Source organism: Amycolatopsis sp. CA-126428 (assembly GCF_002904335.1).
Classification (GTDB): domain Bacteria; phylum Actinomycetota; class Actinomycetes; order Mycobacteriales; family Pseudonocardiaceae; genus Amycolatopsis.
In genome coordinates, this window is the sequence record NZ_PPHF01000143.1 from 1 (window position 1) to 16,091 (window position 16,091).

The 16,091-nt window shown below is 71.7% G+C and carries 17 protein-coding genes; 7 read left to right on the forward strand and 10 right to left on the reverse strand.

Annotated features, from left to right (window positions below; genetic code table 11):
* Positions 1-81: 81 nt before the first annotated feature.
* Positions 82-1,203 carry a family 2 encapsulin nanocompartment cargo protein terpene cyclase gene (locus C2L58_RS35890; protein ID WP_103342098.1) on the reverse strand — a complete coding sequence of 374 codons (1,122 nt, stop codon included), beginning with the start codon at positions 1,201-1,203 and terminating at the stop codon, positions 82-84.
* Between the two features lie 10 nt (positions 1,204-1,213).
* Positions 1,214-2,065, reverse strand: coding sequence for a geranyl diphosphate 2-C-methyltransferase (locus C2L58_RS35895; RefSeq protein WP_103342099.1), 852 nt, complete (start codon positions 2,063-2,065; stop codon positions 1,214-1,216).
* A gap of 263 nt (positions 2,066-2,328) precedes the next feature.
* On the opposite strand from C2L58_RS35895, the gene C2L58_RS50975 reads away from it, so the two are divergent.
* The gene (locus C2L58_RS50975; RefSeq protein WP_233226128.1) at positions 2,329-2,541 is read left to right on the forward strand and encodes a hypothetical protein; all 213 of its coding nucleotides are present in this window, start codon (positions 2,329-2,331) and stop codon (positions 2,539-2,541) included.
* A gap of 12 nt (positions 2,542-2,553) precedes the next feature.
* Here C2L58_RS50975 and C2L58_RS35905 read toward each other — a convergent pair whose 3' ends face one another.
* From C2L58_RS35905 to C2L58_RS35925, 5 genes are all read right to left on the reverse strand, one after another.
* On the reverse strand, positions 2,554-3,384 hold the full coding sequence (locus tag C2L58_RS35905) for a carbohydrate ABC transporter permease (RefSeq protein WP_103342101.1): 831 nt from the start codon (positions 3,382-3,384) through the stop codon (positions 2,554-2,556).
* Positions 3,381-4,286, reverse strand: coding sequence for a carbohydrate ABC transporter permease (locus tag C2L58_RS35910; protein ID WP_103342102.1), 906 nt, complete (start codon positions 4,284-4,286; stop codon positions 3,381-3,383). Before C2L58_RS35910 ends, C2L58_RS35905 begins: the two co-directional genes overlap by 4 nt.
* Complete coding sequence (locus tag C2L58_RS35915) at positions 4,283-5,617, reverse strand: extracellular solute-binding protein (protein ID WP_103342103.1); 1,335 nt, start codon at positions 5,615-5,617, stop codon at positions 4,283-4,285. Before C2L58_RS35915 ends, C2L58_RS35910 begins: the two co-directional genes overlap by 4 nt.
* A gap of 59 nt (positions 5,618-5,676) precedes the next feature.
* Positions 5,677-6,684: a DUF3152 domain-containing protein gene (locus C2L58_RS35920; protein ID WP_233226129.1), complete on the reverse strand. Its 1,008-nt coding sequence runs from the start codon at positions 6,682-6,684 to the stop codon at positions 5,677-5,679.
* Positions 6,685-7,318: 634 nt separating this feature from the next.
* Positions 7,319-8,326 carry a polysaccharide deacetylase family protein gene (locus C2L58_RS35925; RefSeq protein ID WP_103342105.1) on the reverse strand — a complete coding sequence of 336 codons (1,008 nt, stop codon included), beginning with the start codon at positions 8,324-8,326 and terminating at the stop codon, positions 7,319-7,321.
* Between the two features lie 195 nt (positions 8,327-8,521).
* On the opposite strand from C2L58_RS35925, the gene C2L58_RS35930 reads away from it, so the two are divergent.
* Positions 8,522-9,481, forward strand: coding sequence for a hypothetical protein (locus C2L58_RS35930; protein WP_233226130.1), 960 nt, complete (start codon positions 8,522-8,524; stop codon positions 9,479-9,481).
* A gap of 145 nt (positions 9,482-9,626) precedes the next feature.
* On the opposite strand, the gene C2L58_RS35935 is transcribed toward C2L58_RS35930, so the two are convergent.
* Both C2L58_RS35935 and C2L58_RS35940 read right to left on the reverse strand, forming a co-directional pair.
* Entirely contained in the window at positions 9,627-10,097 is a 471-nt protein-coding gene (locus C2L58_RS35935) for a hypothetical protein (RefSeq protein ID WP_103342107.1), read from the reverse strand.
* A 1,016-nt stretch (positions 10,098-11,113) separates the two neighbouring features.
* A complete protein-coding gene (locus tag C2L58_RS35940) occupies positions 11,114-11,455 on the reverse strand; it encodes a WGxxGxxG family protein (RefSeq protein ID WP_103342108.1) in 342 nt (113 codons plus the stop codon).
* 275 nt (positions 11,456-11,730) lie between these two features.
* On the opposite strand from C2L58_RS35940, the gene C2L58_RS35945 reads away from it, so the two are divergent.
* The 3 genes from C2L58_RS35945 (at position 11,731) to C2L58_RS35955 (ending at position 13,423) form a co-directional block, all read left to right on the forward strand.
* Entirely contained in the window at positions 11,731-12,072 is a 342-nt protein-coding gene (locus C2L58_RS35945) for a hypothetical protein (protein WP_013225112.1), read from the forward strand.
* 298 nt (positions 12,073-12,370) lie between these two features.
* Positions 12,371-12,748: a hypothetical protein gene (locus C2L58_RS35950; RefSeq protein ID WP_103342109.1), complete on the forward strand. Its 378-nt coding sequence runs from the start codon at positions 12,371-12,373 to the stop codon at positions 12,746-12,748.
* 321 nt (positions 12,749-13,069) lie between these two features.
* Positions 13,070-13,423, forward strand: coding sequence for a hypothetical protein (locus C2L58_RS35955; protein ID WP_103342110.1), 354 nt, complete (start codon positions 13,070-13,072; stop codon positions 13,421-13,423).
* A 48-nt stretch (positions 13,424-13,471) separates the two neighbouring features.
* Here C2L58_RS35955 and C2L58_RS35960 read toward each other — a convergent pair whose 3' ends face one another.
* Positions 13,472-14,569, reverse strand: a complete 1,098-nt coding sequence (locus tag C2L58_RS35960) for an AI-2E family transporter (RefSeq protein ID WP_233226131.1) — start codon at positions 14,567-14,569, stop codon at positions 13,472-13,474.
* A gap of 128 nt (positions 14,570-14,697) precedes the next feature.
* On the opposite strand from C2L58_RS35960, the gene C2L58_RS35965 reads away from it, so the two are divergent.
* Positions 14,698-15,639: a glycoside hydrolase family 43 protein gene (locus C2L58_RS35965; RefSeq protein WP_103342112.1), complete on the forward strand. Its 942-nt coding sequence runs from the start codon at positions 14,698-14,700 to the stop codon at positions 15,637-15,639.
* A gap of 80 nt (positions 15,640-15,719) precedes the next feature.
* The coding region (locus tag C2L58_RS50050) for a hypothetical protein (protein ID WP_199191619.1) at positions 15,720-16,091 on the forward strand (372 nt) is incomplete at its 3' end.

A 16,091-nucleotide genomic window follows, 5' to 3' on the forward strand; every position in this document is an offset into this window, starting at 1 on the left:
TCCGGGCCGCCGCCCGTCCCAGGCTCGACGGTGCCTGCTCGGATTCCACCGGGTCGGTGACAGTCACAACGAAAACCCCAATCACTGATAGCGGGGATTGGTGGCGTGCCAGGTGAAGCCGCCGCCCATCCAGGAACGGACACCCACGAGGAACCGCTGCAGCTCCGGCGACGGCACGGCCATCAGCTCCCGGTGGCCGGCCTCGAACTCGTGGACGATCTTGTTGTGCAGCTCGACGGTGGCCGCCACCGCCTCCTCGACCGGGCAGTCCCGGTCGGCGGCGATCTGCAGCACCATGTTGCAGACCGGTTTCTCGTCGGCGGCGTCCTTGGCCACCGAGTGGAGGTCGTTGACCAGCACCGACGCCGTCCCGGCCCGCATCATCGCCTCGCGCACCCGCGGGTCGTAGTAGAACGGGGCGGCCAGCTCGTAGCCGCCGACGGCGTCGACGAGGGTCATCGACGTGTAGAAGCTGTCGTGCTGGCGGGCCGCCAGGTACTCCCACGCCGGGGGATAACGCCCGGTGTGGCGCCACGCCGCGTAGGCGTCCCAGCTGACGAACATCGAGAACGTCGCGTAGCAGACCCGCTGCACGAGCACCGGCGAACCGTGGCGGCCCAGGTGGCCGACCGCCGAGTGCAGCCCGACGAGGATCGGGTCGCTGCGCAACGCTTCTTCGAGGGGCTCCGAAAACTCCCCGGCCGGGGCGACCGGGTCCATGGCCGCCATGACCAGCGCCAGCCGCGGCGGGAGCTCGGTGGGCGCCGCCCCGAGCGTGCTGTCGTCGGCGTAGTAGTCGTCGGCCGCCCACCAGACCGCGTTGAGCTGCGCCGCGACGAGCAGCCGGTCCGGGTCGTCGCAGTCGGTGTGGGCCAGCATCGCCAGCCGGCCGAACCCGGCCCCGGCGATCTGCTCCAGGCCCTTGCCGGTGAACCCGCAGCCGTCCGCCCAGGCGACCAGCCGCCGGTCGACCTCCGCGGCGAGGCCGTCGTCGACGCGGCCCTGGACCGGGCAGTACAACGGCGCCGCGCTGCCGTCACCCCACGGCAGGTAGGCGTACGCCGGATCCTGCCCGGGCGGCGGCGCGAACCGGCTCACGATCCGCGCCGCCGACGTCCCGAGCCCGAACGGTCCCGTGAGGAGCCCGGCGGCCTCGCCGGCGCTCCACTGTGGACACGTGGTCCTGGTGCTCTCCCCGGTCACCCCGCCCGCCTCAGACGCGGTCGGCGGCGATCAGCAGGTAGTGGAAACTGCCCTCGCGGTAAGCGGTCAGGAACGGCTTCTCGACGCCGGTGGCGACGGACGACTTCTCCCGCAGCTCCCAGTACGGGATCGTCGCCGCGGTCAGGTCGACGACGTTGATCGGCACGAACCCGTTGGCGGCCATGGCCTTGAAGTAGTCGCCGCGGGCGTGGATGTTGCAGATGTAGTGCTGGTCGATCTGGCTCACCGCGCGCGACCGGCCACCCGTGACGTCGTTGTAGCACCCGGTGATCGTCACGTACCGGCCGCCGGGCTTGAGCTGCCGCGCGTGCTCGGCGAACAGGTCGTTGAGGTCGACGTACATCGTGCTCTCGTTGTTCCAGATGCCCTGGAACGCCCCGGATTCGAACCCGGTGTCGAGCATGTTCCGCAGGTGGTAGCGCACCGAGCCGTCGATCCCGCGCTGCCGCACGTGCGCGTTGGCGAACCCGACCTGCTGCTCCGAAATGGAAATGCCGTCGACCTGGCAGCCGAACCGCAGGTGCGCCATGACGCTCGTGCCGCCGCGGCCGCAGCCGGCGTCGAGCAGCCGGTCCTCCGGCGTGATCGGGCCCAGGTGGTCGAGCAGGACGTCCGCCTGCGCGGTCTCGAGGCGGTGCATCTCCGCGATGATCGCCTCGTCGCGGGTGGCGGCCGGGGTTTCCAGCACGGCCGGGTCGTAGTCGCCGAGGCCGTAGTGGTGGTGGTAGAGGCCGTCGACGTCGCCCAGCCGGAGGTTCACCGGGTCCTTTTCCGCGTTCCAGTAGTCGGCGACCGACTGCTGGTACGCGGTCCGGGTCACGGGTTTCTCGAGAGCGGTCATCGATTGAACTCCTCGGTCGTTTCCTTGACAGGAAAGGGATCCGTCGGCGGCTTCCCCTTACTGGGAGACGCTAGTGGTGGGAGTTTCACAGGGACAAGAAGCTTCACTCGGGCTCAGCCGTCGTGGCCCGTCCGGACCAGTGGGACCCCTGCCGGAAGTGGCCGGGGCCGGGGTGCCGCCCCTCGTTCGAGAGCACGGCCGCCTCGACCGGGTGACGAAACGCGACAGCGCGTGTCAGGTGATTTCGAGGTTCGCCATCGTGCGTGGTGGCCCGGCTGGAGAACGAGCTCGGCACCCCGCTGTTCGACCGGGCCGGGCGGCTGCGGCTCAACGACGCCGGGCAGCTCTTCCGCGGCTACGTCGAGCGCGAGTTCGATGCGGGGCGGCGCGCGGTCGCCGACGCGATGGTGCGAGCGCTGCCCCCCTCTCATCGGCGCCGGGCTGCGGGCGACCCCTGCCCGCCGCGGCCCGGCTGATGCGCACCACGCTCACCGGGTGGGCGTGGGACCCTCCGTCGTGATCCCGGTGAGGAAGTGGCGCTGCGCCACGAAGAACACGATGAGCAGCGGCACGGTGGTGAGCACGCTGCCGGCCAGCACGATCTCCCACCGCTGCTCGCCCGCCTGGCCGAACTGGTCGGACAGCGCCTTGAGCCCGCGGGGCAGCGTGTACAGCGCCGGGTCGCGCAGGTAGATCAGCGGCTTGAGCAGGTCCGACCAGCTGGCCTTGAGCTCGAACACGAAACTGACGATCAGCGCCGGGCGGCACAGCGGCACCGCGATGCGCCAGAACAGCGTCCAGTGGCTCGCGCCGTCGACGCGCGCGGCTTCGAACACCTCGCGGGGCAGGCCGAGGAAGAACTGGCGCAGCAGGAAGATGTAGAACGCGCTGCCGAACAGGTTCCCCGCCCACAGCGGCACCTGCGTGTGCGCCAGGCCGGCGCTGTTCCAGATCAGGTACACCGGGATCATCGTCACCGCGGCCGGCAGCATCATGGTGGCCAGCACCAGGCCGAAGAGCGCGCTGCGGCCGGGGAAGCGGAAGTACGCGAAGCCGAACGCCACCAGCGAACTGGTCAGCGTCACGGCCACGGCCGCCGCGAGTGACACGACGACGCTGTTGAGCAGCCAGGCCGCGACCGGCGCGGCCCGCCAGATCTCGACGTAGTTGTCCCACGCCCAGGTCCGGGGGATCAGCACGTTGTCGAAGACCTGCGCGCGCGGCTTCACCGACGCGCTCAGCAGCCAGACGAACGGGTAGAGGAACAGCACGGTCGCCGCGGCCAGCGCCGTCCAGCGGACCACGCGGCGCGCCGTCACCGGTCACCGCCTTCGTAGTAGACGAACCGGCGGCTCAGCCGGACCTGCACGAGCGTGATCGCCAGGATGACGACGAACAGCAGCCACGCCATCGCCGAGGCGTAGCCGAGGTGGAGGAATTCGAAGGCCTGCTGGAAGAGGTAGATCAGGTAGAACAGCGCCGCGTCGTTGCTGTAGGTCGCCGAGGCCGCGGAGCCGTAGAAGGCGGTGTAGGCCTCGTCGAACGACTGCAGCGCCGCGATCGTCTGGACGATCAGGGTGAAGAACAGCGCCCCGCTGATCATCGGGACGGTGATCCGCCGGAACCGCTGCCACGCCGACGCGCCGTCGAGTTCGGCGGCCTCGTACAGCTCCCGGGGCACTCCGCGCAGCGCGGCCAGGTAGATCACCACCGTGCTGCCCACCGACCACAGGTGCATGAGCACCAGCCCCGGCTTCACCCACGGCCCGTCGGTGCTCCACTGTGGACCGTCGATGCCGACCAGCCCCAGCACGGCGTTGACCAGTCCGGCCTGGCCGTTGAACAGGATGAGGAACAGCACGCCGACGGCGACCTTCGGGGTGATCTCGGGCAGGTAGAACACCGTGCGGAAGAACCCGGCCGACCGGTGGCCCGCCCGGGTGAGCAGGGAGGCCAGCGCCAGCGAGACGGCCATCGTGGCCGGGACCGACATGACCGTGTAGACGAGGGTGTTGACCAGGCTCTTGCGCACGGCGGGGTCTTCGAGGAGCCGCCGGTAGTTGGCCCAGCCGACGGAGTCGGGCGAGCGCAGCGCGTCGTAGTCGGTGAAGGAGAGCACCAGGCTGGCGACCATCGGGATCGCCATGAAGATCACGAACCCGATCATCCACGGCGACAGGAAGGCGTACGCGGCCCAAGCTTCCTTCGTGCGCCGCTTCACCGGTGCGCCACCGCGGCGTCGAGCGCGCGCTGGGCTTCCTGCTGGGCTTGGCGCAGGGCGCCGGCGGGCTGCTGTTCACCCGAGAGCACCCGGTTGACGGCGTTCTGCCAGGCCGTCTTGAATTCGGAGCCGGCCGGGGAGGCCGGCATGGTGAAGGCGCTGTCCTGCGCCCGCAGGACGGTCCGCACGGCGGCGTCGAACGCGGGCCGGTCCTTCAGCTGCACGAGACTGCCGAAGATCTCCTGGTCCGCGACGCGGTTGCCGGTGTAGACGCCGGTGAACGCCTTGCCGGCGGCTTTCCGCTTCTCCGCCCGCGCCTTGGCGGCGGCGACCCAGGTGGGCGCGTCGGTCATCGTCTTGATCCAGGCGCAGGCCTGCTCCTTGTGGGTGCTCCCGGCCGGGATCACCCAGGCGCTGCCGGTGACCCAGTCGATCGGGGTGCCGGCGGTGTCGGTGAACGGCGCCGCGGAGACCCGCACGTCGGGGGAGTAGTTGGCGAGGACGTTGAGGTACCAGTCGTCCATCAGGCTGGCCGCCAGCTGGCCCTGCTTGAACGGGTTCTTCTCGCCGAAGAAGTCGAACGAGTCGCGGAAGGCCTTCACCGTGCTCCAGCCGCCCTGGGCGTCGATCAGCGACTTGGTGTACGTCAGGGCCTCGGCCAGCCGCGGGTCGTCGAGGTGCGCGGTGCGGCCGTCGTCGCTGAGCATCCGGACGCCGTTGGCCTTGGCCCACAGCGGGAGGAACTCGGGGATCTTCGGGTCGAACCCGATCCGCGACAGCCCGCCGCCCGCGCGGACGGTGAGCTTCTGCGCGGCCGTGGTCAGCTTGGCGCGGTCGGCCGGGGAGACGTCCTGGGGCGTCATCCCGCTCCCTTCGACGGCGGCGTCGTTCACGAGCAGGACCCGGTTGTCGTAGAACTCGGGCAGGCCGTAGACCTTGCCGTCGAGGGTGACTTCCCCGAGGGCGGCGGGCCGGTACTGGCCGACGTCGATGTGCTGCTTGGCGATGCAGTCGGTGAGCGGCTCGAGGGTGCCGCGCGCGGCGTAGGTGCCGAGCAGCTGCCGGTCGAGGTAGACGAGGTCGGGCGGGGTGTGCGAGGCGACGGAAGCGAGGAACTGCTGGGCGTCGAAGGCGCTGCCGCCGATCTTCACGGTGGCCGGCGCGATCGCCTTGCCCGCCAGGTCGGCCCGGGTGGTGGCGATTTCGTCGCCGAGGCCGAACCCCATGGACGTCAGGGTGGCCGCGGCGCCGGTGTCGCCACCGCTTCCGACCCCGCCACACCCGGAGAGCACCAGGACCGCCGCCGCACCGGCCAGAAGTTTCCGCGCCATCGCACACCCCTCCCAGAGGCGGCGTGGGTACCCGCTGGGCGAGGGGTCCAAACCAGTGGTCAGTGCGGCGCGGCAACCCACGGGTTGGGGCGGCAAACGGCACCGTCGGGACGGACCTTCGTGGCGGCACCGGGTTCGCCGCGGTTGAGGTTCGCGAGGTAGGTGTTGGAGAGCCCGAAGGTCTGCTGCATCATCACCGGCGCGGGCGCGCCGGGGGCGGGGCAGCCGACGTGGCCGAGGCCGAGGGCGTGGCCCATCTCGTGGTTGATGGCGTAGGAGCGGTAGCCGGCCAGGTCGCCGTCGTAGGAGTGGGCGCCGCGGAGCCACCGGGCGAGGTTGATGACGATCCGGTGGTCCCGCGACAGGCGGCACGAGGAGTCGAAGGGGATGCTGAAGCCGCAGAGGTCGGGGCGCCGGGCGGTGCCGGGAGTGGTCAGGCTGATCCGGACGGCGGGCTCGGTGTCGGTCTCGGTCTCGGTCTCGGTCTCGGTCTCGCCGAGCCGGCGGAAGGTCACGGCCCCGAGCCCGATCCAGCCACGGGGGTCGGCGAGGATCGCGTCGACGTCGTGGCCGAAGGACGGAAGGTCGACGCCGTCTTCGATTTCGACGGTGTAGGTGAGGAGTTTCTCGCCAGTGCCGAACTTCTGGCCGGTCCCGGGGAGGACATGCCAGGTCCCGCCACCGGCTTCGGTGACCGCCATCCCCTCGGGCAGGGCGGCCGGTTCGGGAGCGGGTTTCGGGGTGGTGGCGGCCGGCACGGCGGGAAGGGCGGCAGCGACACCGGAGATCCGCCGGGGCTGAGCGGCTTCCGGGGTGAGGAGAAGGGCAAGGGCAAGAGCAACGGCGAACACGAGCACCGCGGGCGGCCACCAGGCGACCGGGTCGGCCTCGGGAGCGGGCGCGGGGGGCGGCGGGGCGGGCGGTTCGGCGGGGGCGGCGGGTTGGCGGGGAACGCGGGGCGCGGGCGGGCCGACCGAGATCGCGGGGGCGACGGAGATGGTGCGGGGTCGCCGTGCCTCGGGTTCGGTTTTGGGCGCGGGTTCGGGTGTGGACCCGGGTTCTGGCATGGATGCGGGTGCGGGTGCCAGTGCGGTCGCGGGGGTCGATCGGAGTGTGGGCGCGGGTTCGGTTGCGGGCGCGGGTGCCAGTTCGGGTGTGGTTGCCAGCGCGGTTGCGAGCGCCGGTTCGGAAGCGGGCGCGGATTCGGTTGCGGTCGGCGCTGGGGCCATTCGAACCGCAGCGGTCGGTGCGGCTGAGGTCGCTTCTTCGGCGGCGGTCCGCTCCTCGGACGGCCACACCGGGGCGCGTGTTGCCGGGGAAGCCAGGCGCGCCTCGGGAATCGGTACGGCCGAGGGCGTCGGCGCGGGCGCTACCGGGATGGCCGGTGCTGCCGGGCGGCCCGGTGCGGTCCGAGTCGCCACGGCCGGACCTTCCCCGACCGGAACCGCTGGAGCTGCCGGTGCCGAACCCGCGGGAGCCACCGGTGCCGGAGCCGGGATCGCCGGTGCCGAAGCCACCGGTGCCGGGATCGCCGATGCAGAAGCCGCCGGGGCTGCCGGAGCCGGGGCTGCCGGAGCCGCCGGTGCCGTCCGACCCGCCGGCGGTGGGATCCGAGGCGCCTTCGTCGCCTGAACCCCCTGCGGCTGCGCCGGCCGCCGCCGGGGCTGGGGGAGCCAGTCCACTCGGGCCAGGGGGTGTCGTTCAGTAGGCAAGGCCCACGCTCGCACACTCCGGCGCCACCGGGCCCTCGGTCCGCGGGTACGACACCGTCGACGGGTCGCCGTCGGAGGTGTAGCGGTGGCTCGTGGGCTTGGCCAGCTCGTCGAGCCAATGGGCCGAGCCGTACTCCGCCTCCGAACCCGCCGACTGCGACCGGATCCTCGGGATCGCGGCGGGATCGAACTTGGCCGAGCACGGCGCCGGCGCCGGGTTGGCCCCCACCAGCAGCGCGCCACCGTACGCATAACCCGGGCCCTGCAACGCCAGGCCCGTGCGGTGCGGGCGGCTCCCGTACGGCAAAGCCAGCGTCGCCGGCTGGTAGCCCGGGACCGCCTGGCGGATCAGCGCGTCCTCCTCCGCGATGGCCGCCGTCACCGCCGGTTCCGCCGCCGTGCGCAGGTTCGTGTGGTGGCGGGTGTGGTTGCCGATCTCGAAGTGGTGCTCGGCCAGCCAGCGCAGCGCGCGCCCGTCCGCGTCGCCGCCGAACGGGTGCTCGTTGACGTACAGGCTCGCGACCGGGCGGAACCGGGGGTGTGCCGCCGCGACGTCCAGGAGGATGCGGACCGCCGTGCCCGGTTCCGGTTGTCCCTGGGGCGTCAGGCGGAACGTGCTCGGGTCGCCGTCGTCGAACGTCAGGACCACCGGGTGCGCGCCGGCCGGGAGGTCGAGCCGGCGGGAGACCAGTTCCGCCGTCGTGACCGGGACGTAGTCCTCGGCCGCGAGCCGCTCGAGCTCGGCCGTGAAGTCGGCGGGGGTGCGCTCGTAGACCGACTTCGGCTGCTCGACGAGGCGGTGGTACATCAAGACCGGCACCTGGCCGAGCTCGTCGGCGCCCACCTGCCGGGCGGCGGCGGGCGTGATGCGGACCGGCGCGGCGGCGGGCGCCGGGTGCGGCGGTGCGGGCGCCGGGGCGACGGGCGCGGGGCCGCCACAGGCCGCCAGCGCGAGGACGGCGGTGAACCCGGCACCGGAGCGGAAAAGGCAACGCATGCGGGGAAGTGTGCGTCCGGCCCGCCGCGGGCGCGGGCCGGGCCACCGGGTCGGGTGAGCCCGCAATGGCTTGCCACCACCCGGAAAACCAGGTTTCCGCAGGCCGGCGCCATGAGCCCGGAAACGGCTTTGGCACGATTCGGTGATTGCCGGAAAACCGGTTTGGCGAAGATCGCCGACGGGTATTTCCCCGCGATGGTCCCGAAAAAGGCGGTCGCCGCCGAACGAACCTTCGATCGACGCCTGGTCCTCACCGCCGCCCTCGCGGGCTTGGCCACGAGTGCGTGTGGTGCGCTGCAACGAGGAAAGGTGCTGGCCGGGCCGGCCCCGGCCGCCGCCGCGGCAGCTCCCGCGGCCGTCGCGGCGCCGCCGCCACCCCCTCCGAACCCGCTCGAAAAGGGCCTGCTCGTCGGCTTTTGCGGAGCTCCGGGCGCGAAAGCGCTCGGCCGCATGACGGGTGACCTCACCGAAGCGAGCCGGGCGCTGCGCCGCCAGATCGAGGCGTTCCCGCCGGGACGTCCGGTCACCCCGGTCGTCGAGCTGATCGCCACCACCGTGCACCGCTCGCCGGGCGAGGACGGCATGTTCCGCAGCCGCTGCGAGGACGAGACCGTGCGCGACTACCTCGACGCCGCGCGGGCGATGAACGGGTTGCTGCTGCTGAACATCCAGCCCGGCCGCGCCGATTTCCTCCCCGAGGTCCAGGCCTACGAGCGCTGGTTGACCGAGCCCGACGTCGGCGTCGCGCTCGACCCCGAGTGGGCCGTGGAACCGGGCGTCATCCCGGGCAAGAAGTTCGGCCGCACGACCGGCGACGAGCTCGACGGGGTCGCGCAGTACCTCGGGGCCCTGGCCGAGGCGCACCATCTGCCCGCGAAGGTGATGATCTACCACCAGGTCGCCGCGTCCGTCGTGCGTGACGAAGAGCTTCTGAAGCCGCACAAGGGGGTTTCGGTGGTCAAGGTCGTCGACGGCATCGGTTCGGCCGCCGCCAAGAAGGCGACCTGGAAGACGCTGATGACGACCATGCCCGCCCACGTGCGGCCGGGCTTCAAGCTGTTCTTCGAGGAGGACACCCGCCACGGCGCGGGCCTGATGACCCCGGCCGACGTCCTGGCGCTGAGCCCCGCTCCCGCCTACGTCGTCTACGAATAGGCAAAGCGGCAGCGAAAGCCCGGTGCGGTCCGCCGCACCGGGCTTTCGCGTGCCGGCATCGGCCCGTGCGGACGACGAAAGCCCGGCGCGGGAGGGGAACCGCGCCGGGCCGTCGCCGGCTTGTCCGTCCGGGGTACCGGCCGGCTCAGCCGACCGGGACGGGCAGCCCGCCGAGAAGGTCGTTCACCAGTGCGGAAAGGCTGATCAGCACCCGCTGCAGCAGCGCGTTGAGCAGGGCCGACACCGGCGGCAGCGACTGGCGCTCCGCCATCTTGGCGGCGAGCTCGTCGACGCCCTTGCGCGCTTCGGCGTTGTCCTTCTGCGCCGTGGCCGCGCTGTCCTTGGCCGCGGCCTGGATCGAGTACCGCTTGCCCTGGGCCAGATCCGACAGCAGTGGGTCGAGGCGGGCGAGGGTGGCCTGCGTGCCGGGCACGTCCCCGTTGTCCGCCCGCGACGTCAGCTGGTCGCGCAGGCCCTGGACCTCCGCCGCGGCGCTGGTGGTGCTCGACGAACCGCTGCCGCCGGGCCCGCCCGCCGTCGCCACACCCACCCCCGCCAAGGTCACCGCGGCGGCGGTGACGAACACCGTGAGCGCTCGGGTCAGTGCACTTTTCATGTCGTACTCCTCCGGATTGTGCGATGCCGACTGCGATCATGGTGAGCGCCGTCCGGCGATTACGCGAGCGGATGTCCGGGTGCTGGCGGAACCGGTTGATTTCACACGGTGTGCGGCCCGGCGAGTTCCCCGCAACAAACATCGACATCGCGTGAAGTGGCTGTTCAGCCGTTTTGCGCTTCTGCTACGGATTGTGACGTCGCCACTCGTCCGTGTCCGACGATTGCGATGAATGGCTGAATCAGCCCGGGTTTCTTTACCGAAGGTGCGATCGGTGCCAGTTTCGAGTGAGGCGAGACTTTCACTCGATCGTGAGGTTTAACGAAAGATATGATGGGTAACCAGGCGAATTTGGCCGAGGGTGGGAAGGCCACTCTTAAGTAGGGTACGGTGCGAAAACACTTCTTGCGCGGCGAGCGCCTGGCTAATCTGGGTGGCGGTCGCGGGGCCGGTTTTTCCGGCCGTTACTGTGACCTCCTCGGTGCCGAGACCTGACAACTGGGCGCCATTCGGAGAGAAGAAAACGCAGAACGTCCCGACGCCGACGGCGCCGGGACGTTCTGCGCGAAGAGGAGAGGAATGGCGGTGCGCGGCACCAGGGTCACGCGGGCAGCCGGCGGGAGCCGGATGTGCGGTACTGGTGACACCCGGACGCCAGGGGACCGGGTACGCGGCATCGGCCGAGGTCAGGCGCCCGGCAGGGATCGGGTGTGCGGCGCCGGAAGTGCCCCGGCGCCCGGTGGGGATCTTGCGTGCGGTATAGGTATTACCGAGGCGCAGGGCGGGAACCGGGCGCGCGGTACTGGTGGAGTGCGGGTGCTCGGCTGGGGTCGAGGGTGCTTGGTCGGCGCTGCGCCGGGTGAGGGCCTGTTGCGCCACAAGGGTGACACTCGAGGTCCGAGTGAGGCCTCGGTGCGCGTTGTCAGCGGCGCTCGCGCGCCGCGCCAAGATCCGCTGCGCCATACGGGTGGCGCCGAAACGCCCGGTGGGGACCGGCCCTACGACGTGACCGACCCTCAGACGCCCGGCGGGTTCCGCCGCGGCTCGGCCGGCGGGTACGCGTTCGCCGGCGGCGAGGTGGCCCCCGCGGCCGGGTACCCCGCCATCGCGCCCGGCTTGGGCCCGCGGCGCACCAAGCCCGCCAATCCCAGCAACCCGACCAAGCCGAGCAGGCCCCACAAGCCGTTGTCGTCGTTGTCGTCGCGGGTGGTGTCGCGGTTCGTTCCGTCGTCGTCGGTCTGCTGGTGCCACGCCGGTGCCGCGATGTCCGGTGCCGCCGATGCCGGCACCGCCCCCGTCAGCGCGAAGGCGCCCGCCGCGATGGCGGCGCAGCAAAGCCTGCCTGCCTTGTGGTTCATCTCGGTTCTTCCTCCCGTTGCGGAAATCGTTCTTCCCGGGCGTACCCCTGCCGGCGGCATTCACTCCCGGTGTCACGGGAACGGGCGAAGACCTCGCCGTCAGGCCCCGCTTTCCGGTGCGTTTCCGGTTTTTGTAAGATGGTCGCGGGTTCAAGAACGAGCCGTGCAGGGACGCGTCGCGTGCGCTCGTCCGCCTCCGGTCGTCCCTCCCTTCTCAAGCGCAGCAGCGCATCCGAGCCGGGCAACACCGTCCACCGCCGTGGACCGGGGGAGAAATGAACACTGAACTCGCCGTCGCGCCGCTCGGCGCGACGTACACGCCACGCCTGATCTGCACCACCGGCGATCGCCTGATCCACCCGGCGGACGGCCGCAACGACCTCGCCAGGATCGTCGTGCGCTGGGCCCGCGCCTGGGTTCCCGAAACCTGGCCCGCCCGCCAGTACTTCGCCGCGCTGGGCATCGGTGACGACGAAAACCCTTGCTACCGCGACGAAGACGTCATCGGGTGGCACCTCCTGCAGCCTCGGCCGGACTCGCTCGCGTGGCGGGTGCGGTCGGGCGAGATCGACGTGACCACCGCGCTCACGGCCGAAGCCGAGGCCTGGCCCGAATAGGCAATCCCCGCGAAGAGCTCTGCGTCACCCTGGCGCAGGGCTCTTTCGCGTACCCGAAACATTCCTTGCACCGCAAGCGATATCAGGGGACGGAGACCGGTGTGGACCTGGCGGCCAACAGAACCGCGGAATAACCCGATCGGACCACATGCGGCGCGGTCAGCGGCTCGCGGTACCCACACGATGGTGGCACACAGTGGAATCCCCGTCCCGGCATCAGTACGTTTCCCTCACACGGGACGGAGAACACACCTTCATGCCGTCCCGTCTCCGAATAGCGTTCATCGAGGAGCAATCCATGCTGAAGAAGATCGGGTTCGTCACGGCGGCCGCGGCGGCCGGTGCGTTCCTGGCCGGCGGCGTCGCCGCGGCCGACACCCCGGACGGTCACCACCACGGGCACCACCACGGTCACCACTACGGCGGCTACGACTACACCGGCCAGGTCGGCCTGGTGAACCTGAACAACACCGACGTGCTCCACAACGTCAACGCCGTGCTCGGCCTGTGCGGCAACGACGTCAACGTCCTCGGCGTGCAGGTGCCGATCCACGACTCGCTCAACGGCATCGGCGTGCCGATCCTGTCGCCGGGCAGCCACGAGGCCAGCGGCGAGAACCCGTACAACTGCGCCTCGGGCGGCCTGTCCGACGGCGGCACGAGCCAGGGTCACTGAGTTTTCCGTGCCCGGAGCCGCCCCGGCGTGCGGAAGCCGGCTCCGGGCACGGGAAATCGGCCGCCAGCGCCGACGCCGCACCGCGCCCGGAACACGGAGCGAGCTGCACACTCCGGTTCCGCGTTCCGGACCCGCCGCGACGCCGGACGGCGCCGACCCGGGTGGGACCGGCCGCGACGCTGGAGAAGTGCGCCGGTCCCGCCCGGCCTGACGGCACCATAACGAACTTTCCCGGGTCCGGCGAACCGAAGCCGGGCCCGTTTCTTTCCCCGATCCCCCGCCGGACCGTCCGGCGGGTACCCCAGAAGGAGTATCTTTCCCGTGATCAAGCAGCTCGGCTTCGTCGCCACCGCCCTCGCCGCCGGGATGGCGGTGCTCGGCGGATCCGCGTCCGCGACCAGTGTCAGCGTCGCGGGCCACCCGGTCGACACCACCGACCAGTTCGGCCTCGTCGGCAACGTGCAGAACCTCGACGTGGTGCACAACCTGAACGTGGTCGGCGGCGTGTGCGACGACGACATCAACGTCCTCGGCGTCCAGGTGCCGATCCACGACACCGCCAACGGCATCGGCGTGCCGGTGCTCTCCCCGGGCGAGCACGAGGCCGAGGGCCAGAACCCGGACAGCTGCGCCGCTGGTGAGATCGCCGACGGCGGGACCACTCAGGGCAACTGACCCCAGCGGGTCCGGCCGCCGCGCGGGTTCGCCCCGCGCGGCGGTTTGTCACGTCCGGTCCAGCCGGTGCACCGCCACTTCCCGCACGACGAGCAGCACGGCGGCCGCGACCGGCACCGCGACGAAGGCGCCGACGACGCCCAGCAGCGCGAACCCGAGCAGCACCGCGACGACGGTGACGAGCGCCGGGATCCGGACGGCGCGGCCGACGATCTTCGGCAGCAGGACGTAGTCCTCCACCACCCGGTAGCCGACGAAGAACCCGAGCGTCGCGAGCCCGACCGGCACCGAAACCGTGAGCGCGACGAGAGTGGTGCCGGCCCCGGCCGCCACCGAACCCGCCACCGGCACCAGGTCCAGCACGGCGACGAGCACGGCGAGCACCAGCGAGTAGGGGACGCCGAACGCCGACAGCCAGGCGAAGGTCGCCGCTCCCGCGATCAACGACACCGCCACGTTGCCGACGAGGTACGCGCCGACCTTCCGGAACACCGCGTCGCCGATCAGGATCACCCGCGGCCGTCGCGACCGCGGAGCCAGCCGGTAGAGCGCGGCGCGGATCCGCGGGAAGTCGGCGACGAAGTAGGTGGCGAGCACCACGACGATCAGGGCGTCACCGAGCAGCCCGGCGAGCGATCTGGCCACATCGGACAGCTGCACGGACCGGACGGCGGCTTCGAGGCCGAAGGTTTCGTTGGCGCGGCCCAGCAGGGTGCCGTGGTCGCGCAGCAGGGTCAGGTACCGCGGAGCGCCGCTCCGCAGCTGCGTCGCCTGATCGGCCAGGGGCACGGCGGCCGCCGCGATGGTGCCGCCGAGGACGGCCAGCCCGGTCACGACGACCACCGCGGCGGCGAGTGCACGGGGGACCCGGCGCGCGAGCCGGGCGGTGACTGGCTCGAGCCCCACCGCCAGGAAGAACGCGATCCCGATGAGCAGCAGCACGTCGGAAGCCGTGAGGAGGAGCTCGACGACCGCGACCGTGACGGCCACCCCGGCCGCGGCGAGCATCCCGGTGAAGAACGGCGAGCGGCGGTCGAGCGGTTTTCCCGGCCGGCCCAAGGGTTTTTCCTGCCGGGCCGCCGCTCCTTCGGCCTCGCCGACGGGGTGCCCGGCGCGGTACGCCCCACGGCCGCTCGTTGCGTGCATGAGCCGAGGGCTACCCCGGGCGGCACGGCCGAATCCACCCGATCCGGGCACGCGGGCAAGTCCACGCTTCCCGGTGACGGCCTCCGCCTGCCGTTGCCGGAACCGTTGGGGTGCCGGCAAAATCGCCTATGCGCTTCAAGGGTCTTCTGCTCGTTCCGGTCGTCGCCGTCGCTGCCGCGTTCGCGGTGGCCCCGGAAGCGGCGGCCATCAGCGCGCCGCGGCTGCTGATCAACCAGGACTTCCCCGATCCGGACGTCGTCAAGACGGCCTGGGGCTACTTCGCGTTCTCGACGGGTACGAAGGCGACGCGGATTCCGATGGCCAGCGCCGCCGCGCCGGAAGGGCCGTGGCGCGTCGCCGGGGACGCGCTCGGCGCGGTCCCCGCGTGGGCGAAGCCGGACGGCGGGTTCTGGGCCCCGGACGTCACCCAGCTGGGTGACGGCACGTTCGTGCTGTACTTCGCGGCGGCCCAGACGGCGGGCGGCGAGATGTGTCTCGGCGCGGCGACGGCGAGGAAGGCGGAAGGACCGTACACGCCGGCCGGCGACCGCCCGCTGGTGTGCGAGCCCGGCGATCACGGGGACATCGACCCGCAGACGTTCGTCGACGCGGACGGGTCCCGCTACCTGCTCTACAAGAGCGACGGCGCGGCGACCGGGCCGCCGTCGGCGATCTGGGCGCAGAAGCTGCAGGCCGACGGGCGCACCTTGGCCGGTCCGCGCACCGAGCTGCTGCGGTCCGACCTGACGCCCGAGAAGTCGGTCGTCGAGGCGCCTTCGGTGGTGAAGACGGCGTCCCGGTACCTGCTGTTCTACTCCGCGGACACGTTCGAAAGCACCGGTTACCACACGTGTTACGCGTCCGCGCCGACCCTGGGCGGCGCGTTCGTGAAGGCGGACGCCCAGTTCCTGTCGACGGACCTGCTCGGCGGCAAGGTGGACGCCCCGGGCGGCGCCGACGTGGTGGACGGCCACATCTTCTTCCACGGCTGGCTCGGCGGCGGCCGCACGGCGAGGGGCCTGTACGAGCTGCCGATCACCTTCCCGGGTGACGTGCCACAACTGGGCTGACCGTGTCACCCACCCGGGTAGCGCTCGGTTGGGCCGGCCGGGCGGCGGATATCCGGGGAGCGAGGGAACGGAGGAGTGCCATGACGGTGTGGTGGGGATTGGCGGGCCTGCTGGGGCTGCTGGGGTGCTGCGGCCTGCTCCGGAGCCACCGCGCCGACGGAACGGCGGTCGAGGAAGACCCGCTGGCGCGCTACCCGGCGGCCCGCGAACCGGCGACCCCGAACGCCGACGCGGCGCACACGCCGCTGATGACGCCGGCGATCACACCGGAGATGCTCGCGGCGCACCCGGGACCGGTGGCGCAGGCTGGGCAGGTCGGATCGGCGGGGCAGGCTGGGCAGGTCGGATCGGCGGGGCAGGCTGGGCAGGTCGGGTCGGCGGGGCAGGCCGGGCAGGTCGGGTCGGCGGGGCAGGCTGGGCAGGTCGGATCGGCGGGGCAGGCTGGGCAGGTC